This is a genomic window from Haliscomenobacter sp. (assembly GCF_965225875.1).
Taxonomy (GTDB): domain Bacteria; phylum Bacteroidota; class Bacteroidia; order Chitinophagales; family Saprospiraceae; genus Haliscomenobacter.
In genome coordinates, this window is the sequence record NZ_CBDDBS010000001.1 from 293,327 (window position 1) to 315,430 (window position 22,104).

Here is a 22,104-nt window from a genome sequence, read left to right on the forward strand (position 1 = left end):
GCTTTAGCGCTCGATTACCACTTTAAATGTCGCCGCACTTCGCCCATCTTGCAACACCCCAAACACCACGCCCCCAGCCGTCCCTTGCAAAACCACCTGCAGCTCCTGCGCATTGATTTCCCTTACTGAAGCTTGAATGCGCCTTCCCAAAACATCGTACAACGCCAAACTAGGCTTATTCAATCCATGCTGAATGCGAAAACTTCCATCATAACTGGGATTGGGAAACACCTGCGCTGCCACTGGCTCCAACGGTTGATCCCGTGTACCCGTGGTTTTTGCAAATACACATTCCTGCAAAGCCTTGTACTTGGGTGCCTGGGTATGGCTCATGTACTCCTTCATGCCCCAACTGCCCCACTTGGAAGGTAAGCCGTGGGAGGAAAAGAAGCTGAACAGGTCAGCTTTGGTGGTATTGTACCAATACTGAGTGTATTCGCAGTAAAGGCTTTGTAACTCGGGATCGCGATTGGCGGCGATCAGTTTTTCGGTCAGGGCATTATTGTCAACCAGCGGCCAGGTAGCTACGATATGTGAACCACCTTCGTAGGCCAGCAATTTGACCTTGTAACGATCGGCCACAATTTTATGGGCGTCCATCCAGGCGAAGGTTTCGGGTAGGGAGGCACGGATGCGCCGCACAATTTCGGCGATGCTAATGCTGCCCACCTCATTGTTGCGCCCAATCTGATCCCCTACCGCCCCACCAAAATAAGGCGCGATGGCCATGGCATCGGCTTTGACCTGTTTGGGATTGTACAAAGGGTCGTTAAAATAGCCCATGATTTCATTGCTCACCCAGTCGTTGCCTGCCCAGCAGGGTACTACTTTGACCAGCCGGGTACTGTTGCTGCCGAAGACGTTTTCAAAGCTGTAAAAAATATCCGCCGAACGTTTGGCGGTGTACTTCCAAGCGCGGCCCCAGGGTTCGCCGCTGTAGCCCAGGGTTTGACCGACGTTGCCCGCGTAGGCATGTTGGGCGAATTGTCCGTTCCAAACTTCGTTGCTGTACTCCAGGTAGATTTTCAGGTTGGGGTTCAATTTTTCTTTCAGCAGTTTTGCCAATTGTTGGATGTAATCGTCGTTGGCTTGATGGGGAATGTTGATCCAGGCGTCTTTTTGAGCGGTGTTGCACAATTCGATGATGTACTCCCAGGCGACGCCACTGTTTTTGGTTTGGGTGTAATGCGAGGGGAGGCTGCGCTCGCTCCAGGTTTTGACGGGCGAGTCATTGGTGCGCAACCAATCCATAAAGCGGATGGACTGAAAGTCTTTGATAAAATTGAGGAATTCGGTGGTGAAGGTTTGATTTTGAAAAGAATTGACGTACTGGGGGAAAATGAATTTCACATCCCGAATCGGGTTGATGGCCAAAGAGCGTTCAATTTCAAGTACCACCCCGCCATTGTTTGCATTTACCGTGACCAAGGTGTCCACTGGGCACTGAAAAGTGCCGAATGTAGCACCCCACAAACGCACCTGCCCGCTACCCTGCACAATCAGGCGGTAGCGCCCGCCGGGGTAATGACCTTGCAAGTCCCACAGCATCAAAGCCCGCACTGCCTGGGGTGGCTGCACGCCATTGGAATAGGGAATTTGCAGCGGGAAACCATTGGCTTGCAGCGGGATGGAGACACCGCTGTCCCAGGGGGCACCATCGCGGGCTTCGTGGACGGTCCATTCCCGGCTTTGTTTGAAGGCATCGGTGAAGACGAGTTCGGTCGACCAGTCAACTACCCCGGAGAGGTTGATGCCAGCGGGCTTGGGCGTTTGGGCTAGCAGTGTAGTACAAACGCAACAGAATAGGAGGCAGAGGAATTTACTCATTTGGTTTTGGGTAATGGTTTTGGGCAAAAATGGGGAATTAGTTGGAGGTATCTAACAGGGTTGAAGGTTTTTATTGAATTCCTTTTCGAGGAACCTGTAAATATTGGATCAAGATTGAGGTTTTTTCTGGACAACTCTTAAAAGTTTTTTGAGTTTTTATTAAAGCTGCAAAGGGGGCATTTTTACCATTATTTTTTCTTAACTGTAAGATTTTCATGCCATAAAATCTGCTTGCTTATTGCACTACCCGCAATGAAATCAAGGTCTCCATCTTTGTCTAAATCTGCTAAAACAAGCATGGTTGGCTCCGGAATTTGATATGAAATTGTTCGCCAGGTTAAAAATTGACCTTGTCCATTGTTTTCATACCATCTAACGATAGTGGTTCTGTTAAACCCGCAAACAAAATCTTTATCCCCATCCGAGTCGATATCTTCAAAAGCAAGAAATGATATTGCTTTGTCCAATTTTAATAATATTTTTTCAGGTACAAACTCACCTGAACCTAAATTTTCAAATACAACTATTCTAGTTTCGTGACCATAATGATCAATGCCACCCAGGACATCTTTGTCACCATCATTATCGAAGTCGATGATTTTAAATGGCATCCGATCTTGGGAGCTATTACTGATTGAAGCAAACTGTTGCTCCTGAAAGTGCTTTAGTCCATCGTTTTTAAACCAAAGCATTTTAGGTGCATCTTTAAGCAAAGTCAGCACGTCTAAATCCCCATCTCCATCCAAATCAGCAATATCCAGTTTTAGAAATTCTCTTGAATCTGCTAGTATAAGTTCAGGGCAAAAATTCCCGTGACCATCATTTTCAAACCAAGAGATTTTCCGATCCCAAGGGCTAACTACCACTACATCAAAATCCTGATCTGCGTCTATATCCGCTGCCATGATCTGCGAAACTTCATATATATTGGTTGACAGGATAGACATGTCTTTAAACTGGCCTTGCCCATTGTTTTTGTGCCAAGCTATTTTTTTCTGCCCTCTTGTACCAGATACTACATCATTGAATCCATCGCCATCCAAGTCAGCTACTGCCAGTGCTAATGGCCCAGCAATGGCATAGGTGACATCTTGATATGGCGTAAAAATTTTTAAATCATTTTTTTTCCAAAAAACCTTACTCCATTTAGCCGTTGCACCAATAAGGTCTTTTAAACTATCGCCATCCAAATCCTTGGCTTCAATACACATGGGTGTGCCTGGAGATTCGCTTACAATTTTTTCATCCTGAATGTTTTTTCCGTCATTAAGACAAAGAGCGATGAGATTTTCTCGATAACTGCCTATTAGGATATCCATGTAGCCATTGTTATCCAAGTCTGTAGTGATAGAAAAATCTACGGTCGGGGTTCTAGAAGAGAGTTTTTGGAAGGTGTTAAAAGTGTTTTTTTCATTTTTATACAAATAATCATTCATGATCCCTTTAAAAAAAAGGTCCTGATCGCCGTCTTTATCAAAATCAACAAGAATAAATGTCTCAAGGAAAGTTTTTTCCAAAAGGATTGATTTTTGAGAAAACTGACCTTTGCCATCGTTTTCCAACCAAACCACTAGGTTTTCGTAGGTCGTCTTATTTCTTGAAACATAACAGATATCCAGGTCTTTATCTTGATCCAAGTCCGATAAGCTCACCTGGTTTATATAAACTCCTTCTGGGATTTTTATATCCTTACTCTCCGTAAAAGTGCCTTGTCCATTGTTTTTATACCAAGGGATTTTTGAGGCCTTATGGATATAAAATACGGGCATAATATCCATCAGGCGATCTCGATTCAAGTCTTGTATTATCAGTGATTTGACCTCTTTTAGTTTTTCTGCGATGATAGATGGAGACGAAAACTTACCCTTACCCATGCCTTTGCTCCACATGAGTTGTGTGCTCTGTTTTGAATACAGAACTAAGTCAAACACGGCGTCATTGTCTACATCCGAGATTTGTAGCAATGCCGTATAATCATTATCTGCGATTACTTTGCTGTCGTTTTCATCAAGCTTTAGTAATATTTGTTCTACAAACCGGTTATTCCCCAGATTTTGATACCAGATTATCTTGCCATTTGGATGGGAGAGGATTATATCATTTCGTTTATCTTTATCTAGGTCAAAAGCCAGAACCCTACGCAAGCCATAGATGCTGTCTTTACTGATGATTTGCTTACTGAAATTCCCCTTGCCATCATTTTTAAACCAAACTACATCTAAACCATAGAAAGAAAAAAAAAGGTCAGAATCCCCGTCTTGATCAAAATCGTAATGCTGAGCATCTACTGGGTCACATATAAGTGCACAATCATTAATCACTTGTACTGGCCCAAACTGCCCCCAAACACTCCCGAAGTAAAACATTCCCACCACAACCAGGGTCCATCTCCATTTCTCCATTACAGCATCCATTTTTTGGTTTAGTAATTTTCCAACAAAAATAATACATCCACTCAATTCAAAGCAAATCCCTCAGTGTTTTTACTGTTAAATCTTTACCCTCACCCAATTTTTATCCCTTTAAACACCTCAAGCGCCTCCGGATTCCGCATCGCATCCCGATTCACCGAGGCCTCTATCGACTTCCCCAACAAGATTTTCTTCACTGGAAGTTCCATCTTTTTACCACTTAGGGTATACGGTATTTCCGGCACCGCAATCACCCGATCTGGCACGTGGCGTGGGGAAAAATCAGTCCTTAAGGTGTTGGCAATTTTTTTCAACAAAGCCTCATCCAACACTGCTCCTTCCGCCAGTACCACAAACAAAGGCATGATCGAGTCCCCATTTTCCTGCTCCAGGTTAACGATCAGGCTATCGCGGATTTCCGGCAGTTTTTCCACCGAGCGGTAAATTTCGCTGGTGCCAATCCGAATCCCCTGACGATTGAGCGTAGCATCTGAGCGACCGAGGATAATCAGGCTTTCGCGGGGCGTGATTTGCAACCAGTCGCCATGACGCCATACGCCGGGGTAAGTATCGAAGTAGCTGGAAGTGTAGCGGCTAAAATCGGGGTCATTCCAAAATTTCACGGGCATACAGGGCATGGGTTGGGTGATGACCATTTCGCCCACCTCATCGATAAGCGGATGCCCGGCTTCATCCCAGGATTCCATGGCGCAACCAAGGGTGCGGCACTGAATTTCCCCTTCGTAAACGGGCCAAAGCGGGTTGCCGCCTACAAAAGCCGTACACACATCCGTGCCACCGCTGATGGAACACAACCAAAGATCCGATTTCACTTGCTCGTATACCCAGGCAAAACCTTCCGGGGGCAGCGGCGAACCGGTCACTCCGATCGAGCGCAAGTGCTCCAGTCCAAAACTGGCAGGATGAACCTCCCCTTTGATACAAGACAAGATATAAGCGGCGCTGGTACCAAAATGGCTGATGCGCAAGTCTGCAGCCATTTTCCACAACACATTCATGTCGGGATACCCCGGGCTACCATCGTACAGGACAATCGTCGCCTTGGCCAAAAGGGCCGCCTGCACAAAATTCCACATCATCCAGCCCGTGGTGGAATACCAGAAAAAACGCTCCCCAGGTTTGACGTCGTTGTGAAAATGCAGGTATTTGAGGTGCTCCAGCAGCATCCCGCCCTGGCTATGGGTAATGGCTTTGGGTAAACCCGTGGTGCCCGAAGAATACAAAATCCAAATGGGGTGGTCAAAAGGTACTTTGATGAAGGCCAGTTCTGCACTTTCGTTCTGCAGGATGCTCGGCCAAGCGCTACTGTTGGGTAAATCTATATCAAACTCCTCCACGTAAGGAATTACCACCGTATCCAGCAAAGTGGGGAGTTGTTGCTGCAACTGTTGGATTTCCGAGCGGCGGTCAAATTTTTTCCCACCATAATAGTAGGCATTCACCGCGATCAACACTTTGGGCTCGATTTGAATAAACCGTTCGAGTACACTGCTGGCCCCAAAATCGGGCGAACAGCAAGACCAAACCGCCCCAATGGACAGACTTGCCAGCAAAGCCACCGTTGCCTGTGGAATGTTGGGCAAATAACCCACCACCCGATCTCCTGGTTTTACCCCCACATATAATAGGTATGCCCGCAAGGCCGCAACCTGGTTTCTCAATTCCGCCCAGCTTATTTCTTGCCGCGCAATGTGTTCCGCCTGAAAAATAATTGCGGGGAAACGATCGTCTGCACGGCGAAATACCTCTTCGGCATAGTTGAGCCTTGCCCCTTCAAACCAGCGAGTATGGGGCATCTCTCCTTGCATCGCTGCGGAATAAGTCCAATCCAGTTTAAAGTACCGAAGCAAAGAAGTCCAGAATGCGGCAGGATCGGCAACCGACCATTCCCAGGCAGAAGAGTAATCGGCAGGAATGCCGAGGCCCGATTCTTTTTCCAGCCAGTTCAGGTAATGGGTCAGGTTGCTTTGAGCGATCCACTCGGGGGAGGGAGTCCAGCGCAGGCGGTTGTCCATGAATTTTTTTTAAAAACAGAAGGGCAACCCTGATCGAAACCCGGATTGCCCTTTTGATTCAAGCAATAAATTTAACGTAGAATAGTCCGATCGATTAGTTAACCGAGTCAGAAAGTTCTTTGCCAGGCTTGAATTTTACCACTTTTTTGGCATCAATTGTGATGGTTTGACCAGTTTGTGGGTTGCGGCCAGAGCGAGCGTCACGTTTGGAAACAGAAAAAGTACCGAAACCGATTAGGGTTACTTTTCCGTCGCCTTTCAATTCGGCAGCAATACTGTCCAAAACGGCATTCAGCGCGTCAGTTGCTTGGGCTTTGGTGATCTTCGCGCCTTCAGCAATTTTGTTAATCAGATCTCCTTTATTCATCTCAAAGGGTTTTGATTAAAAAATAATTGGTGTCAAATTTAGGGGCTCTCATTTTTAAAACCAAGTTATTTTTGGTAAAAAACCCGAAAAACCTAGATTTTACAAGGGCTTTCGAGCGTTATACCCTCATTAACGCAAAAAAACAGTGGTTATGTTACCTAAATTTGGAAAAACTTTTGCTTTGCCATCTAATTTGGCGCTTCTTTTGCTTTGCCTTTTCTGTGTAATGGGCAGCGCGGGCAGTTTTAGTTGCAGCCGAAAATCGGGTTGCCCGGCAGTAGACACGGTCAGTTCCCGCATGGCTGGAGGCAAAGAAATGCCCAAAGCCAAACGCTCAAAGAATAGTGGGCTTTTTCCCAAAGGGTTCAAACGATAGTTTGGCAAAGTTCCAGGAGTACGCCATTGGCCGACCTTGGATGAACGAAACAGACCAGCTTATTGTCGGCACCACGCTTGGGTTCCGCATTGAGGAGTTGAAAGCCTTCTTTGCGCAGGCGTTCCATTTCGGCATAAATGTCGTCGACTTCAAAAGCGATGTGGTGCAAACCTTCGGGCTTTTTTTCCAGGTATTTGGCAATGGCACTATCCGGGTGGGTGGCCTCCAGCAATTCAATTTTTGCTTCGCCGGTTTGCAAAAAAGAAGTTTTCACGTGCTCCGAAACCACTTCTTCCTCTTTATAAGGTGCAATACCCAGGAGTTTTTCAAAAAGAGTGTTGCTGTCTTCGAGGCTTTTTACGGCAATGCCAATGTGTTCGAGGCGCAAGATCATAAGCTTTCGGAGTTATTAGGTGGTAAAGGTACAGCATTATGCGCAGCTAATTTATTGACAAGCGTCATTGTTTTAGGTGATCCTGAGCTTGGGTAGCAATTAAAATGCATGTACCTTCGCAGCAAAATTTTAAAGCTGATCAAAAAAACTGTTCCCGGTAGAAAAGAATCTTCCCGGGTTGGCGTTTTTGTTTTCATTTCAACACCTGGTGCAATACACATACAATGGTTGAAGTAAAAATTCTTGCAGGAACCAATTCCAGTTATTTGGCGGAAAAAATTGCCGATTATTACGGCAACCCACTCTGCGACGTAAAAATGAACCGCTTTAGCGACGGCGAAATGCAGCCGGTTATCAATGAATCGGTGCGGGGCGCTTACGTCTTCTTTATCCAGTCTACTTTTCCCCCTGCTGAAAACCTGATGGAGCTGTTGCTGCTGATTGATGCGGCCAAGCGGGCTTCAGCGGGTTACATCACGGCGGTTATTCCCTATTTTGGTTATGCCCGCCAAGACCGCAAGGATCAGCCACGGGTGCCCATTTCGGCCAAATTGATTGCCAATTTGTTGCAGGCGGCTGGTGCCAACCGGATCATGACAATGGATTTTCACGCCGATCAAATCCAGGGCTTTTTTGACATCCCGGTGGATCACCTCAAAAGTGAAGCCATATATATTCCTTATCTGCAAGAGCAAGGAATGGACAACATCATTTTTGCATCGCCCGATGTAGGTGGGGTCAAAAGAACCCGATCTTACTCCAAACATTTCCGCACCGATTTGGTCATTTGTGACAAATACCGCGAAAAAGCCAATCAAATTGCGGGCATGACGGTGATTGGAAATGTGGAAGGCCGCGATGTCATTTTGGTGGATGATATGGTGGATACCGCTGGAACACTCTGCCGGGCTGCGGATATCATTATGGAAAAAGGGGCTACCAGTGTGCGGGCGATTTGTACCCACCCTATCCTTTCAGGGAAGGCTTATGACAATATAGAAAATTCGGCATTGACCGAGTTGATTGTGTGCGATACGATTCCGCTAAAACAAAGTTCACCGAAGATTAAGGTACTGTCGACTGCGAAGTTGTTTGCGCGGGCGATTCGGAATACGCATGAGCATCGGTCGATCTCGGCCCTCTTCGTAGACTAGGCCGGTGGCTTAGTCTACTCCCCACGACTGAAGTCGTGGGTTGGGGCAGTGGGGTGGCCTCCCACGGATGAATCCGTGGGTTGGCGTTATGTCTTAGGGGAATGAAAGGCCAACACACCCACACTTTCACACTCCCACACCCATTCTTGTGGGTTGGCGTAGTTTTATTTATCGGTTCGGATAAGAACTTTCAGAAAATTTTTATCTTTGCGTGCCCTAAGCGAAGGCTAGGGAATCTAACGTATTATTAACCATACATTTGTCTCAAATCATGGAAACAATTGCTATCACTGGTCAGTCAAGAGCTGGCTTGGGCAAGAAGCCATCCAAAGATTTGCGGAACGATGGCCGAATCCCGTGTGTATTGTACGGAGGGCAGGACGTAGTTCATTTTTCAGTTACACTGAACGACGTCAAAAACCTCATCTATACACCAGATTTCCGCGTTGCAAATCTGACTGTTGACGGTACTACTTACCGTTGCATCGTAAAAGATTACCAATTGCACCCACTGACCAGTGCATTGACTCACATCGACTTCCTGAGTCTGGTGGATGGTCAAAAGGTGAAGCTGGAAGTACCAGTACGTACCAAAGGGGTTTCTCCTGGTGTAAAACTGGGGGGTAAATTGCAGCAAAAACTGCGCCGGGTAAAAGTAAAAACCTTACCAGAGGAAATGGTTACCGAGCTTTTCATCGACATTTCTCCTTTGGATCTGGGCCAATCCTTGCGGGTTCGCGATATCCAGGTTCCAGCGGGAATTGAGTTGCTGAACTCACCAAGTATTCCGGTGGTTACCATCGAAATTCCACGTGCATTGCGTTCTGCTGCTGCAGCCGAAGCAAAAGATACCAAGAAGAAAAAATAAGAAGGAATCCTTCTTATTTAGGGGGTTGTTCAACTTTAATCAAGTTGAACAACCCTTTTTTTATTTCTTCAAGAACGAAAAAGACCATTAGGCGTTAAGAAAAGAGATGTATTTTTGCTTCTTCTGGAAGCAATGTGAACAATAACTATAGTTTTTGGAAAAAGTGGTATATGGCTGTTGCAATCAAAATGAAATTAAACGAGAAGCTTTATTTGCGTGATCCTCAAGAAACCAAGTTGGGGCGAAACATCATCCAACACAGTATTATGATGATCAACGCAATGGGCTTTGAAGACTTTACCTTCAAAAAACTGGCGGAGCGAATTGAGTCTACCGAAGCTTCAATTTATCGCTATTTTGAGAACAAACACCGCCTTCTGCTCTTTTTGTTGAGCTGGTATTGGGAATGGTTAAAGTATTGTATTGACCTCAAAATTCTCAACATTGACGACCCAAAGCGCAGGCTAAAAATTGCCCTCGAGACCTTGGTGGAAGCCTCACACCGCGATGATCCCAACACCGAACACGTCAATGAAGCGGTATTGCACCGCATTGTTATTGCCGAGTCCGCCAAAGGGTACTACACCAAACAGGTCGATGAAGAAAACCAACAAGGCTTGTTTTTGACGTATAAAGCCTTGTGCAAAACGATACAAGCCATCATCGAGGAGATCAACCCTCAGTTTCCTTATCCACGTGCTCTGGCAAGTACACTGCTGGAAATGGCCAAAAGCCACGTTTATTTCTCTGAACACCTGCCTTCCCTGACTGACATCAATTTTAAAGCAGGAAACAGTGAAGAACAGGTGAAAAAATTGTTGGTCGATTTTGCCTTCGGCCTGTTGGAGAGCAAGCGATTTGTGGAGCAAAAAGAAAATGGCTACTCAGTATGACGCAAAAAATTACTTCCCGATTTTTTTGAGGATTTTGAATAGGAAGCCCACTTGAAATGAAGCGTTCGACTTCCTATTCAAAATCCAAATCGGGAAGTTAATTTTTCTGCGTTACTCAGCAACACTTTGAATTGCCTTTTTCAAGAAACACTTATCTTTGCGCATGAATGAATCATTCTGATTGTTCGATACAACCATAAAATTCCTGCATCACCATGCAAATCAAAAGATCAGCTACTGCCCATTGGGAAGGCTCCGGCAAAACCGGCAATGGCACCATGGCCACCCAGAGTACCGTACTGCACGATACCCAGTACAGCTACAATACCCGGTTTGAAGACGGTATTGGCACCAACCCTGAAGAGCTAATTGGCGCAGCGCACGCCGGCTGCTTTTCCATGAAATTGGCGTTTGTACTCCAGGCTGCTGGATTCACTGCTGACAGCATTGACACCAAAGCAACGGTCATCCTTGAAGCGGGTGCCATCACCACAGTGCAATTGGAGACTTCGGTGAAAGTAGCGGGAGTAAGTCAGGCCCAATTGGAAGAATTCACTGCGGATGCCAAGGCGAACTGTCCGGTATCGAAGTTGTTGAATGCTGAAATCACGCTGACGACTACTTTATTATAATAGTCTTTGTCCATAAAACAGGCGTTGAGTCGGCAAATTGCGCTCAACGCCTGTTTCATTCATTCAACGGAGTAAGAGCACTTCCCCAAACTTAAATGCCTCTTTTTCATCTCCATCCTCCCGGTACCGCACCCGTAAAGTCCATACATACACACCTTGATTGCACCATTGGCCATTTTTGGTTCCATCCCAACTTTGTTGGACATCCTGACTGCGAAATACCATTTCTCCCCAACGATCAAAAATGTCGAATTGATAAGTAAGCAGCTCAGTTTGAGTTGAAAAGAAGGGGTGAAACTGCGCATTCACCTTGCTAGTGGTCGACATGACATTGGGCACATAAACAGCAAAGCGATTGCAGTCTTGCAAAGTGACGTTGATCGAATCCCGCCAACTACAATTGTTCTTAGTGCCTTCCAGCATGTACAAACCTGCTTCCCTTACTTCGATTGAAGCGCTTTGTTCACCAGTAGACCAGCGGTAAGCAGTTGCATCGATGTTTTTAAAAGGAAGGCGAATGGATTTTCCGATACAAAGCGTGGTATCCATTCCCAAATCAAAAGTAAAAGTGGGGGTAAAAGTTAATTTGGTAGTATCCCCGGCTACACATCCCGCAGCATTCCTGATCTCTAAAGCATAGGCTCCAGTTTGGTTTACATTGATGGAAGGGGTTGTTGCCCCCGTGTTCCAACGGTAACTCAAGCCTGGCACCAATGGCCCGATGAGTTGCCAAGAGGTATCGCTACAAAAAGTACGATCCGGGCCTAAATCTACTTTAGGCTGAGCATTTACATTGATCAGCACGGAATCTCCGGCAAAACAATTGCCGCGCCGCGCCGTCACATAATAACGGGTGCTTGTATCCGGCTTGGCGATGATGCTTTTACAAGTATCACAATTCAAACCGGTTGCTGGCCACCACTTTAGTTGGGTAAAGCCTGCTATCGAAAGGTGCAGCGTATCTCCCACACAAATGTTGCGATCTGGGCCCAGCTCCACATCCCCCAAAGGTTGCAAAGTCAACCGAATGGAATCACTGTGCAAATTTCCGCAGGCATCCCAAGCATCTATCCAATACAGCCCTGGCGAAAAAGCAGTGAAAGTGCTATCCGTACTGCCATCAAACCAGCGGTAACGAGCAAACCCGGCAGGGACTCGGAGCAGCGTCACACTGTTGGCGCAGACTAACTGGTCGGGGCCAAGATCGAGCTTGGGTGTTGGCGGTGAATTGTAGGTAAACTGAAACTTGTTATTGAGGTAATTGCATTCGGGATGTTGTTCGCTCAGGTAACGTTCCAGAACATAAGGCCGTGGGCGACGGTAATCATCGTTTAATACCACAAAAATGGGGTTACTGCCTGGAGCTTTGATCACAAAACTCCGGCTGGTGCAGGAGTCTGGCAGCAGGTTGATGCCCAAGGTTTTTAGCCCTGCCAAAGGTGTGGCATTGCTATTGGTGGGATCTGTTTTGTAAAAAGCGATTGGCATAGTGGTGCGCAACACACCTTGCCCCTGGTTGCAAATTTTGAGGTATACCTTGAGACTGTCGCCCAGGCAGAGGACACTATCTACCGCACTGATCACCCCATCCGGAAGTTGGCGACATTCCTCACATTTACAGGTCGGATCAGCACAATCAATGAGGCCGTCCCCATTATCGTCGATGTCATTGTCGCAGATTTCGGGGCAGGGAAAATCCTGCCCGGCTGTGTCTCCCCGGCAAGGCCGATTCACTACCACCCGGCCAATGCTGATACTGCTGCAACTGGCATTTGATGCTTTTAATTGAATGGTATAATCTCCATCTGTGCCAAAAGTATGGGTGTAGGTAGTTCCGGCACCTACTACAGCCCCATTCACCGACCATTCGTATTGGTTAGCCCCAGTGCTGGTGCTGGTGAAAGTAAGCGAGCTGCCACGTTGAGCCGCCATTAGTTTGGGGGTGAAATCAGCCATAGCATTGCACAATACATTGATCGGGATTTGTTTTTTTGACCAACAATTCAAATCTCCATTGCGTGCAATCACTTCCAGTGTAAAAATCCCCGCTTGAGTGAAGGTATAGCTGGGGTTTTGTTGCCTAGAAAAAACCGTACCATTCAATTTCCATTCATACCGCGTCGCCCCCGAACCATTAAAGGTAAAAGTAAAGGGAGTTCCCACCATCAGATTTGGAGGTAGAACAATATCCGCAGCAATAGGCTGAGTACAGGGAGGCAAACAACCAGGTGAATCCAGCAAACTGGCTCTTACCGTTTGTAAGGCGGCCAACATACGGGCTGACTGCCCGGGTGTGAAGGCATGCTGACAGGAAAAAGGGGAATAATCCAGGTAATTTTCGGTGAGGTCATTGGCGTCTGTTTTAAACGGGTTGACTGCTCGGGTATCGTCAGTATCCGTGTTGCAGGAATTGTATACACAGCCCGTATGTTTGGCTTGATCAGGTGGAGTATCACAGACCCGGTCGCCTTCCAGTTCACAATTGTTGTTCGTGCAGCCGCCTTCAAAAGTATGGTACAAATTGAGGTAATGCCCCACTTCGTGAATCAACACTACATCATTGGCTGGGCTGTTGCCAAAATAACGCGCCTCACACACAATGCCATCGAATGAGGCACCATGTGCGGATGCAAAATAGGCGTAGCCCGCTACTCCTGAACCGTGGGCTTTGCTGTTGATGTCACGCACCACCCAAATGTTGACATATTGGCGAGGGTCCCAGCGATTGAGGTTTTTAAGCGCGGAGTCATCGGTTTCCATGCCCATGGTGGTCAAACTTGACACATCCCTGGTAATGCCATTGGTAGCCTGGTTATTGGGCGTCCGTTGTGCCAAACAAAATTGGATGGGAATATTGGTGCCTTTACCCGCTGCCCCATAATACCCCTGGTGGGCAAAGGCGTCATTGAGGTGTTGAATGGCGCTTTGCACTTGCGCATCACTGATGTTTTCGCTGCCATTTTGATGGATGATGTGCACTACCACCGGAATGGTAAACACGGCAGCATTGCGCAAGTCAGCCTGGTTTTGTTGCCGTTGAATATGTTGTTGAATGACTCCATCAAGGGTAAGTTGTCGTTGCAATAGGGAGGGGTCTTTTTCAAAAAGGAGGCGCTGCATTTCCGAAGCTGCGCAGGGGTAGGTTTCTTGCTGGGCGAGCAATGCCCGTTGAAAAAAAAGAAAAAAGGTGATCAAGCAGATTGACTTGACAATGGTTTGGGAGAACATGTTCATCTTTACGGGATTGTATGATTATACCGATTTCAGGCGATCCATTCGGCCTGATTGTGTGCAAAGATGATATTGTTCCAGTGCTGGATTAACAAAGGTAAATATAGTGTTTATTTAAAAACAGAGAAAGTCATTTGCACAAAACCACAAATATCTTTCCCTGTTTTGCTAACTTAACGCTAATTCTTCAAACAGCCCATTAATTTATGGTTACTCGATCTTGGCTATTTGAAACCTTTTGACCATTTGAGGTGCGTCATAAATCAAAAAGGTAATTTTAACCTCGTAGATTTTGTTGGATTCTAAATTACCCGTAAAAAAATCTGTGCGCACATCCCCGTCGTAAGGCTTGAAATAGTTAATTGATAAGGGAAATAAACCTATCGACTTATCAATTACCTCAACACGAGCAAAATTGAAGTGATGGGTGAGTGAAGTAATTGTCAGATCAAATTCATCTCCCTCAACTTCATAAAGTATCATATCTACGTTCGGTCCGTCAATGTCGTCAACAACCACTGTATTGGTTCGTATTCCAGACACATTTTGTCCAGAGAGCAGGCTGGTAAGCGATAAGCCAATCAGCATCAAGAGGGTAGTTCCCCATGCATGTTTTCTCATTTTGGTTTAAATTTGGCTTTTAACAATACAATAGCATTTTCTCCTGCATTCCGTTTAAAAGAAAAAATATTCAGTAGGCTCGAATGCAAAAAATAATACATTGTTTTTATACCCTAATTTAATCAGAATGAGATGAGCTCAATTTGATATTTGACATGCCAATACCTGAAAATGCTCATTGCTTGAACCTTTTTACCTTCCCAACAGACTACAATAATTACAACTTCCTAATTCTTCGGCAATTTCTTCCTTTCCTCCCAATCCGCCGTCACTTCCAGGTCCCAGTTGGGGCGCAAAGCTTCCAGGTCTCGAATGTAGATGGGTTCTGGCTGCTGGTGTTTAAAATAGTTGCCAGTATCCCATTCTCCATTGCGATTGAGGTCTTCGAAGAGGCGAATTTTATACGTTGAGGGTTCCATTACTTTGTAAATAAAGCGGGCATTGGTTTTTAGGTCAATCCGCTCACGTTGCACAGGTTCCGTATTCTCGCCCAGCATCAGCTCCATCACGTAGTGGCGGGTAGAGTCCAGATTTTCAACTTTGAGGTCGATGTTGCCGTAGTTTTTGCGCGGCATGGCTTGGAAATTGTACCGCACCGTATCGCGAAAACCCAGGGCATAAATATCGCGTACTGCTCCGGGAGCAAAACGCAATTGATATTTGCTGGATTCGACCCAGCGGTATTGCAGAATCAATCTACGGGAATTGAGGCTATCAATTTCGATCATCGAGGGGCTGATCTTCCGCACGCTATCTTCCACCACAGTCAATTTGTTGATGTCAAAACTGATCAAGGGGTGGTTAAATGTTAGGATCAGCGGCTTTTCAGGATTCAGTTTTTGAAATTCTTTCAGATCGGCATTTTGCAAAGTGAGTTTTGCCGTACGCAGGTAGGTTTCCGGGGCAAAGGTTTTGATGCGCAGGGTATCTTTGAAGGTACTGTCTTTGCGTACATCGAGCGACCAATTGGCCGCAGTGCTTGTCCCGGCGTACCACACTTTGAGGGTATCCCGTATAATTTCCGTACGCAATTGAAAACCGGGGGTTGCCGCCGCAATTTGGACATCTTTGGGCGGCTGATTGAATTGCAAATTCACCAGGCCGTAACGTTTGGCATCGGTATTGAGCAAGCGTAAAGTAGGGATTTCTGAAAAAATCCGCAAGCTAACCTGAGCGTTGGTATCTATCCCAGTCCGAACCAGCGAGTCGGCAAAAGCGATTTTTTCAGTAGCCGCATCGTACAGGTAAGGTTGGTTTGCATCTTCAAGGGCAAATACTTTGAACTCACCCTCACGCATATTTTTGATGCTGAATCTTCCTTCCTTATTGGTTTTGCCAAAATACAGCGGGCGTTCTTTTTTGACTATCGAATCATTGAGCTTGCTGTACACCATCACCAGAATATTCTCAAGCGGCTTTTGAGTGATAAAATCGCGTACTTCGCCTTGCATTCCCAGTGAATCCAGGATAGGGCCAGTCGAAAACACAAAGCGCAGGTCTTTGGCCGCATTGCCTTCGCTGAGGTCTTTAATGGCTTCACCCAGGTTGATGGTATAGGTCACATTTTCCTGCAATTCTTCCCGGTCGTCAAATTCAATGACCAGCACTTTCCCTTTCAATTTCAACAAGGTTCCCATATAGCGAATGGGCGGGGAAACCACCACCTGCTTGGCAACATCCTGAGGCTGTTGAATCCATTCGTTAAAAACAATTTCGATGGGTTGTTTTTTAAAATTCACCTGATAGTTGGGCGTACTGCGGGGGGTGTCGATTCGGGGAGGTGTTTCGTCCTTGGGGCCACCAAGAGGGGGTTGAGGGGTTGCACAACTGTACAAAACGACCCAAAGGATTCCCAAAATGCGGATTAGTCGTACCATCATTCGCTCAACGTTTGTTTGCCGCGAAAATAGTAAGTAAGTAGCTAAAACTTTCGTTTTTATATTTTACTTAACTTTGGCAGCGCAAGTGAAACAAACTAATGACCCATGAACCGATTATTACTACTAACATTTTTTTTAGGGTTTGTCTCCTTGGGGTTTGCCAAAACGGTCAACACTCTGGCAGATACCGTTTTTATCCAACGCTATGACACCTTATGTCAGGGTGATACCTTAAAACTCTTTGGCCGAATTTATACTCAGACAGGAAAGTATCGATACAGAAAGCCTCCCATCAAACCCACCTTTGACACGGTGATTGTGATCAATTTGTTGGTGCGCCCTCGCTACAAAACAGAACGATTTGATACCCTTTGTCTGGGCGAACAACTTGTGATTGGTACCCGGCAATTTTCGAGCGCTGGAATCTATACTATTGTTTTTCCAGCCAACAAACGGCGCTGTGATTCGATTGTACAACTCAATTTGTACATTTTACCCATCTACACCCAACGAGTGAGGGTGCCCTTGTGTATAGGCGATACCATGCGATTAGGCACTGAACAATACTACTACCCCACCCTGGCTACCTTGCGTTATAGCGCCCGAAATGGCTGCGACTCTGTGGTGCAATACGATATTCAAATGTTGGATACCTTTCGCACCCGATTAAATGCAGTGGTCTGCAAAGGGGAAAAAGTAAAGGTGGGAAACAACACACTGGCTGCCAGCACCAGCGGTACTTACTTGTACAATTATGGCCCTACCAATTTGCGCTGTGATTCACTGATTGAATTGAAACTGCAGGTGCGTGATACTTTTTTGACCCGGGTCAACGAACGAATTTGTCAGGGTCAAATCCGCCAATTGGGGCCTTTACGGATAAATACGCCTGGGCTATATCGGTATACTTTTCCACCCAATCAAAGGCGTTGCGATTCTACCGTACTGCTGGATTTGCGTATTCTGCCCCGTCAGGAAATTAACCTCACCCAGGAAATCTGTGAAGGAGACACCTTAAAAATTGGGTCAGAAAAAATTTCCCGTGCTGGCACCTATCTCATTAGCCTAAAAACTCAAGAAGGCTGTGATTCCATCATCAACCTAAATCTGAAACTGCGTTCCAGGATTCGATTTATCCTGTCTGAAGTAATTTGCAACGGAGATACTTATCTTTTTGGCGCACGCAGGTTGAATGAGCCGGGCATTTATTTTGACACCTTGAGTTCCCGCATCACGGGTTGTGATTCGATTGTACGTCTGGATCTCGAAATGGCCTCTTTTGAAAGTAAGGTCATCAATGCCGCCATTTGCCAGGGGCAGAGTTATTCCTTTGACAACAGGAGTTTGCGCAATCCGGGTGTTTATTTGGATACCTTGCGTAGTGCGGGCGATTGTCCAGTCGCTTTTGAACTACACCTAAAGGTAAATCCCATTTTTCAGCAGAGTGTACAAGGGAGCATCTGTCAAGGCAGCAACTACCAGATTGGATCTAGTCTCTACACCAAAGCCGGTTTTTTCACCAAGGTCCTCAAAAGTGCCCAAGGCTGTGACTCTACGATCCAGTTACAACTCAGTGTATTGCCCACTTATCGCGATACCATGCGGACTTCGATCTGTGTGGGGGATACCTTCCGTTTTGGGCAACTCAAACTATACAAAGAGGGTGCTTACCCCATCCGATTCAATACCCGAAATGGTTGTGATTCGATTTTGGTGGTCAAAATTGTACATTACCCCATTCAGCGTGATACCTTTCCAGTGTCCCTGTGTGCGGGCGACACCTTTCGATTAGGCCGACTGAAGTTTCATCAAACGGGGATGTACCCCATTGCCCTGCGCGACCGCAACGCCTGTGATTCTACCCTGTACATCCAGGTCACCAGCAATCCCCGGTATCAAATGCAGTTTAACCAACAGGCCTGCGAGGGCAGGGTTATTCGTTTTGGAAAGCAAGTGCTGACGCGTACTGGAACCTATATCGAGACCTTCCGTTCCCGGGCAGGGTGTGATTCAGTGGTCACCCTTCGGCTTGATTTGGAACCCGTTGATACCACAGTAAAACAAGGTGGCCTTTTGTTGAGCGCCTCCATTGCGAACAACATCCGACGGTATGAATGGCTGGATTGTGTTACGCAAAAGGTAGTTTCTCCACTGTCAAGCCCTTTCTTTTTGCCCGAAAACAATGGTCGTTATGCCGTTCGCTTGTACACCGATACTTGTGTGTATACTTCGGGTTGTCATACTGTACAGGTCAGTACGGCCATTCGGCAGTTTGATTTTTCTAAACAAATCCAGTATTATCCCAATCCCAGTAACCGCGAACTTCATTTAAAACTCCCTGGTACACTGATTGGGCAATACCAATTGACCTGGATCAACAGCACCGGAAAAGTGATTCATGTTGAAAAAAAATGGTTGAATGCCGAAAATGAATTCAACACAGAAAAGCTCAGCAATGGCTTGTATTTATTGCGCTTGCAAAAAATAGACGAGAGGGAATGGGCTCTTTTGAAGTTTATCAAGGCTGAATAACAAGGTAAAAAGTTTAATCCATTTTTTATCCCAAATAACCTACTTTAGCCTTCATAAATTTCGCACGACATGAGAACCTGCATCAGCACGCTGCTGTTTTGCTGCGTGGTACATTTTGCTCAGGCCCAAGCCCTGGCACCACAACTTCCGCCCACCGAAGCCAGTGAGTACATCGGCACCGTTCAACGCCAAACCTTTAAGTATTTCTGGGATTTTGCCCATCCGGTTTCCGGCCTGGCTCCCGAGCGCAACGCCACCCCAAATGTAGTCACCAGCGGGGGTAGTGGCTTTGGCATCATGGCTATTGTAGTGGGTACTTACCGGGGCTGGATTTCCCGCAACCAGGCGGTAGAGCGCATGTTAAAAATCACCCGTTTTTTGGAAAAAGCAGAACGTTTTCATGGTGCCTGGTCGCACTGGCTCGATGGAACTACGGGTAAAGTAGTTCCTTTTAGCCGCTACGACGATGGGGGCGATTTGGTTGAAACAGCTTATTTGATCAATGGTTTGCTGGTGGCCCGCTCCTATTTTGACCAAAACAGTAAAGCTGAAATAGAATTGCGCAATCGCATCAACAGCTTGTGGAGGAGTGTAGAATGGGATTGGTACGTTCACAATGGCCTCCTGCTCTGGCACTGGAGCGCCAATCATGGTTGGAAAATGAACCACTCCATTGGAGGCTACAACGAGTGCTTCATCACTTACATCCTGGCCATGGCCTCACCTACCCACCCGATTACGCGCCAGGTGTACGACGATACCTGGAAAAAAAAGGAAGCCAGCCATTTCATCAATGGCAAGGAATATTTGGGCTACACCCTGCCCCTGGGATTTGACTGGGGCGGCCCACTCTTTTTTGCTCACTACTCCTACCTGAGTCTGGATCCGCGCTGGATGGAAGACGAACACACCAACTATTGGACCCTCAATCTGAACCAGACCATGATCAACCGGGCGCATTGTATCGAGCGGGCTCCCAAGGCTTATGGTTATTCCGAGCGCAACTGGGGTTTGACAGCCAGCGACAACCACGAATTTTATGGTGCACACCAGCCCACTGAAGACAACGGTACCATCACGCCCTCCGCGGCCCTTTCTTCTTTTCCCTACACGCCCTATTATTCTTATCAAGCCATGATTTATTTGTATCGCCAACAAGGCAATCGGCTTTTTGGCGACCTGGGCTTTTACGATGCCTACAATGCCAAGGAAAACTGGTATTCCAACCAATACCTGGCCATTGATCAAGGTCCAATCGTGATTATGATTGAAAATTACCGTTCAGGGTTGATCTGGAAAATGGGGGCAAAAATTCAGGAAATCCAAACTGCACTGCCCAAAATGGGCATCAAACGGCCTGATTACGCTACTGGTTTTTACATGTACACCCCAGAGGTACGATCCGGCATGGTACACATCATGAAACACGCGGATGAAGGCTTGTACATTTTGGATTTTTACACAAAAGGAACTGAAGCGGTGAGTGTGAGCCTGACTCACAATAAAACTGGCCAAACGCAGGTGTTGGCAGATAAAAAGGTATTCACTCCTGGGCCGCAGCAATTGCGGTTCTCGTCAGATTATGGCGATTACACCGTGGTTTTGACTCAGGGGGCAAAAGAAATTAAGCTCAATTTGGGTTTGAGATAAAAGTGAAATTTTCACCTCAAACAGTCCGTCATCTCAGCTTTTCAAAAAGGTACCAAAGCGACGTTTTTTAGCACAAAGGACAAAAAGGGGCCACAAAGGACACAAAGTTAGACGTTGACAGCGCTTCGCTTTGTGTTCTTTGTGGCCCCTTTGTGTCCTTTGTGCTAATAAAATGCCGCTTTTGAAGCAATCGGAAAAATTCAATGTACTTATTGCTCTTCCTCCGTGGCCTCCGCCGCCAAAGCTGCTTTATTGAATTTATCCACCTCCTTATCGATATAGTACAAACTTTGCGGCCCATCCCCAATCAAGCGGATTTTATTCAGAATAGTGCGCATCAGCGCCTCTTCTTCCCGTTGTTCTGCTACGTACCACTGCAAAAAATTGAGCGTAGATGGGTCTTTTTCTGCGTAGCTCAAATTAACTAAATCGTTGATGGACTGGGTCACTTTTTGCTCGTGTGCATATACTTTTTCGAACATAACCTGAACCGACTCAAACTCATGCGGAGCTTGTGCAATGGCTGGGGTGAGTGCAAAACCATCCGTTTCGCTCAAATAACCATAAATCCGCAGCATGTGGGCCCGCTCCTCGTCAGATTGACGATGCATAAACTGAGCACAACCTTCCAAACCTTCTCTGTCGCACCACGAAGCCATTGCCAGGTATAAAAAGGAGGCGTAGGCTTCCAACGCAATTTGTTCGTTCAATGCCGCTTCAATTTTTTTCGAAATCATCTTTCATCATTTTATTTCCCTAGAATGTAAACCTTCTTGGAGGCAGAAAGTTATAAAACCAGACAATTATTTGGCTGAATTCAAGGTATGAAAATCATCGAAAAATATCAACTGCAAAGTGCCGATATCGACCGGATCATCGAAATGGCCTGGGAAGACCGTACCCCTTTTGATGCCATTACGGCCCAATTTGGTTTGAGCGAAAAAGAAGTTATCGAACTAATGAAGTTTGAAATGCACCCAAATAATTGGAAAAAATGGCGGGCAAGGGTGCAGGGACGAGCAACAAAGCATGCTGCCAAGCGAGAAGAAGGTGTTTTGCGCTTCAAATCCAAGCAACAACGAACCATCTCAGGTAACCGAATGAGCAAACGGTAGTCGATTTTTGCCGAGTTGTGGGATAAAATTACTGATTCACATTTAATCTGAGCCTTTTTGTCGATCATCTCTCCGACCTGCCGAAAGAAGCAGCCGAATCATCGAATGCTCCAACAC

17 protein-coding genes are annotated in these 22,104 nt (G+C 46.2%); 8 read left to right on the forward strand and 9 right to left on the reverse strand.

Annotated elements, in window-relative coordinates:
- Positions 1–3: 3 nt before the first annotated feature.
- From ACO08K_RS01100 to ACO08K_RS01115, 4 genes are all read right to left on the reverse strand, one after another.
- The gene (locus tag ACO08K_RS01100; protein ID WP_421794539.1) at positions 4–1,827 is read right to left on the reverse strand and encodes a T9SS type A sorting domain-containing protein; all 1,824 of its coding nucleotides are present in this window, start codon (positions 1,825–1,827) and stop codon (positions 4–6) included.
- A gap of 188 nt (positions 1,828–2,015) precedes the next feature.
- On the reverse strand, positions 2,016–4,241 hold the full coding sequence (locus ACO08K_RS01105) for an FG-GAP repeat domain-containing protein (protein ID WP_421794540.1): 2,226 nt from the start codon (positions 4,239–4,241) through the stop codon (positions 2,016–2,018).
- Between the two features lie 89 nt (positions 4,242–4,330).
- The gene (locus ACO08K_RS01110; protein WP_421794541.1) at positions 4,331–6,274 is read right to left on the reverse strand and encodes an acetoacetate--CoA ligase; all 1,944 of its coding nucleotides are present in this window, start codon (positions 6,272–6,274) and stop codon (positions 4,331–4,333) included.
- 94 nt (positions 6,275–6,368) lie between these two features.
- Complete coding sequence (locus ACO08K_RS01115; RefSeq protein WP_013766546.1) at positions 6,369–6,641, reverse strand: HU family DNA-binding protein; 273 nt, start codon at positions 6,639–6,641, stop codon at positions 6,369–6,371.
- 151 nt (positions 6,642–6,792) lie between these two features.
- On the opposite strand from ACO08K_RS01115, the gene ACO08K_RS01120 reads away from it, so the two are divergent.
- A complete protein-coding gene (locus ACO08K_RS01120; RefSeq protein WP_421794542.1) occupies positions 6,793–7,017 on the forward strand; it encodes a hypothetical protein in 225 nt (74 codons plus the stop codon).
- Here the strand turns inward: ACO08K_RS01120 and mce are convergent.
- Entirely contained in the window at positions 7,007–7,411 is a 405-nt protein-coding gene (gene mce, locus ACO08K_RS01125; protein ID WP_421794543.1) for a methylmalonyl-CoA epimerase, read from the reverse strand. The two genes, ACO08K_RS01120 and mce, sit on opposite strands and share 11 nt — an antisense overlap.
- A 224-nt stretch (positions 7,412–7,635) precedes the next feature.
- Between mce and ACO08K_RS01130 the strand changes: the two genes are divergently transcribed.
- The 4 genes from ACO08K_RS01130 to ACO08K_RS01145 all read left to right on the forward strand — a co-directional run bounded on the left by ACO08K_RS01130 (position 7,636) and on the right by ACO08K_RS01145 (position 10,958).
- Positions 7,636–8,565 (forward strand): ribose-phosphate pyrophosphokinase, encoded by a 930-nt coding sequence (locus tag ACO08K_RS01130; RefSeq protein ID WP_421794544.1) that lies wholly within the window; start codon positions 7,636–7,638, stop codon positions 8,563–8,565.
- Between the two features lie 271 nt (positions 8,566–8,836).
- Positions 8,837–9,433: a 50S ribosomal protein L25 gene (locus ACO08K_RS01135; RefSeq protein ID WP_421794545.1), complete on the forward strand. Its 597-nt coding sequence runs from the start codon at positions 8,837–8,839 to the stop codon at positions 9,431–9,433.
- Between the two features lie 170 nt (positions 9,434–9,603).
- Positions 9,604–10,326: a TetR/AcrR family transcriptional regulator gene (locus tag ACO08K_RS01140; RefSeq protein ID WP_421794546.1), complete on the forward strand. Its 723-nt coding sequence runs from the start codon at positions 9,604–9,606 to the stop codon at positions 10,324–10,326.
- A 215-nt stretch (positions 10,327–10,541) separates the two neighbouring features.
- Complete coding sequence (locus tag ACO08K_RS01145) at positions 10,542–10,958, forward strand: OsmC family protein (protein WP_421794547.1); 417 nt, start codon at positions 10,542–10,544, stop codon at positions 10,956–10,958.
- A 63-nt stretch (positions 10,959–11,021) separates the two neighbouring features.
- On the opposite strand, the gene ACO08K_RS01150 is transcribed toward ACO08K_RS01145, so the two are convergent.
- The 3 genes from ACO08K_RS01150 to ACO08K_RS01160 all read right to left on the reverse strand — a co-directional run bounded on the left by ACO08K_RS01150 (position 11,022) and on the right by ACO08K_RS01160 (position 16,690).
- Positions 11,022–14,192 (reverse strand): M43 family zinc metalloprotease, encoded by a 3,171-nt coding sequence (locus tag ACO08K_RS01150; RefSeq protein ID WP_421794548.1) that lies wholly within the window; start codon positions 14,190–14,192, stop codon positions 11,022–11,024.
- Between the two features lie 207 nt (positions 14,193–14,399).
- Complete coding sequence (locus ACO08K_RS01155) at positions 14,400–14,810, reverse strand: hypothetical protein (protein ID WP_421794549.1); 411 nt, start codon at positions 14,808–14,810, stop codon at positions 14,400–14,402.
- A gap of 227 nt (positions 14,811–15,037) precedes the next feature.
- On the reverse strand, positions 15,038–16,690 hold the full coding sequence (locus ACO08K_RS01160) for an Ig-like domain-containing protein (RefSeq protein ID WP_421794550.1): 1,653 nt from the start codon (positions 16,688–16,690) through the stop codon (positions 15,038–15,040).
- A gap of 105 nt (positions 16,691–16,795) precedes the next feature.
- Between ACO08K_RS01160 and ACO08K_RS01165 the strand changes: the two genes are divergently transcribed.
- Entirely contained in the window at positions 16,796–19,222 is a 2,427-nt protein-coding gene (locus ACO08K_RS01165) for a T9SS type A sorting domain-containing protein (protein ID WP_421794551.1), read from the forward strand.
- A 69-nt stretch (positions 19,223–19,291) separates the two neighbouring features.
- Complete coding sequence (locus ACO08K_RS01170) at positions 19,292–20,872, forward strand: glucoamylase family protein (protein WP_421794552.1); 1,581 nt, start codon at positions 19,292–19,294, stop codon at positions 20,870–20,872.
- A gap of 209 nt (positions 20,873–21,081) precedes the next feature.
- Here the strand turns inward: ACO08K_RS01170 and ACO08K_RS01175 are convergent, their stop codons facing one another.
- Positions 21,082–21,609, reverse strand: a complete 528-nt coding sequence (locus tag ACO08K_RS01175; protein WP_421794553.1) for a ferritin — start codon at positions 21,607–21,609, stop codon at positions 21,082–21,084.
- Between the two features lie 87 nt (positions 21,610–21,696).
- Here ACO08K_RS01175 and ACO08K_RS01180 point away from each other — a divergent pair, with 87 nt between their 5' ends.
- On the forward strand, positions 21,697–21,987 hold the full coding sequence (locus tag ACO08K_RS01180; protein ID WP_421794554.1) for a TIGR03643 family protein: 291 nt from the start codon (positions 21,697–21,699) through the stop codon (positions 21,985–21,987).
- The last annotated feature ends 117 nt before the right edge of the window (positions 21,988–22,104 follow it).

Excerpts from the sequence above, each read along its gene's own strand:
- ACO08K_RS01100 (WP_421794539.1), bottom strand. The coding sequence starts at position 1,827 with ATGAGTAAATTCCTCTGCCTCCTATTCTGTTGCGTTTGTACTACACTG.
- ACO08K_RS01105 (WP_421794540.1), bottom strand. The coding sequence starts at position 4,241 with ATGGATGCTGTAATGGAGAAATGGAGATGGACCCTGGTTGTGGTGGGA.
- ACO08K_RS01110 (WP_421794541.1), bottom strand. The coding sequence starts at position 6,274 with ATGGACAACCGCCTGCGCTGGACTCCCTCCCCCGAGTGGATCGCTCAA.
- ACO08K_RS01115 (WP_013766546.1), bottom strand. The coding sequence starts at position 6,641 with ATGAATAAAGGAGATCTGATTAACAAAATTGCTGAAGGCGCGAAGATC.
- ACO08K_RS01120 (WP_421794542.1), top strand. The coding sequence starts at position 6,793 with ATGTTACCTAAATTTGGAAAAACTTTTGCTTTGCCATCTAATTTGGCG.
- mce (WP_421794543.1), bottom strand. The coding sequence starts at position 7,411 with ATGATCTTGCGCCTCGAACACATTGGCATTGCCGTAAAAAGCCTCGAA.
- ACO08K_RS01130 (WP_421794544.1), top strand. The coding sequence starts at position 7,636 with ATGGTTGAAGTAAAAATTCTTGCAGGAACCAATTCCAGTTATTTGGCG.
- ACO08K_RS01135 (WP_421794545.1), top strand. The coding sequence starts at position 8,837 with ATGGAAACAATTGCTATCACTGGTCAGTCAAGAGCTGGCTTGGGCAAG.
- ACO08K_RS01140 (WP_421794546.1), top strand. The coding sequence starts at position 9,604 with ATGGCTGTTGCAATCAAAATGAAATTAAACGAGAAGCTTTATTTGCGT.
- ACO08K_RS01145 (WP_421794547.1), top strand. The coding sequence starts at position 10,542 with ATGCAAATCAAAAGATCAGCTACTGCCCATTGGGAAGGCTCCGGCAAA.
- ACO08K_RS01150 (WP_421794548.1), bottom strand. The coding sequence starts at position 14,192 with ATGAACATGTTCTCCCAAACCATTGTCAAGTCAATCTGCTTGATCACC.
- ACO08K_RS01155 (WP_421794549.1), bottom strand. The coding sequence starts at position 14,810 with ATGAGAAAACATGCATGGGGAACTACCCTCTTGATGCTGATTGGCTTA.
- ACO08K_RS01160 (WP_421794550.1), bottom strand. The coding sequence starts at position 16,690 with ATGATGGTACGACTAATCCGCATTTTGGGAATCCTTTGGGTCGTTTTG.
- ACO08K_RS01165 (WP_421794551.1), top strand. The coding sequence starts at position 16,796 with ATGAACCGATTATTACTACTAACATTTTTTTTAGGGTTTGTCTCCTTG.
- ACO08K_RS01170 (WP_421794552.1), top strand. The coding sequence starts at position 19,292 with ATGAGAACCTGCATCAGCACGCTGCTGTTTTGCTGCGTGGTACATTTT.
- ACO08K_RS01175 (WP_421794553.1), bottom strand. The coding sequence starts at position 21,609 with ATGATTTCGAAAAAAATTGAAGCGGCATTGAACGAACAAATTGCGTTG.
- ACO08K_RS01180 (WP_421794554.1), top strand. The coding sequence starts at position 21,697 with ATGAAAATCATCGAAAAATATCAACTGCAAAGTGCCGATATCGACCGG.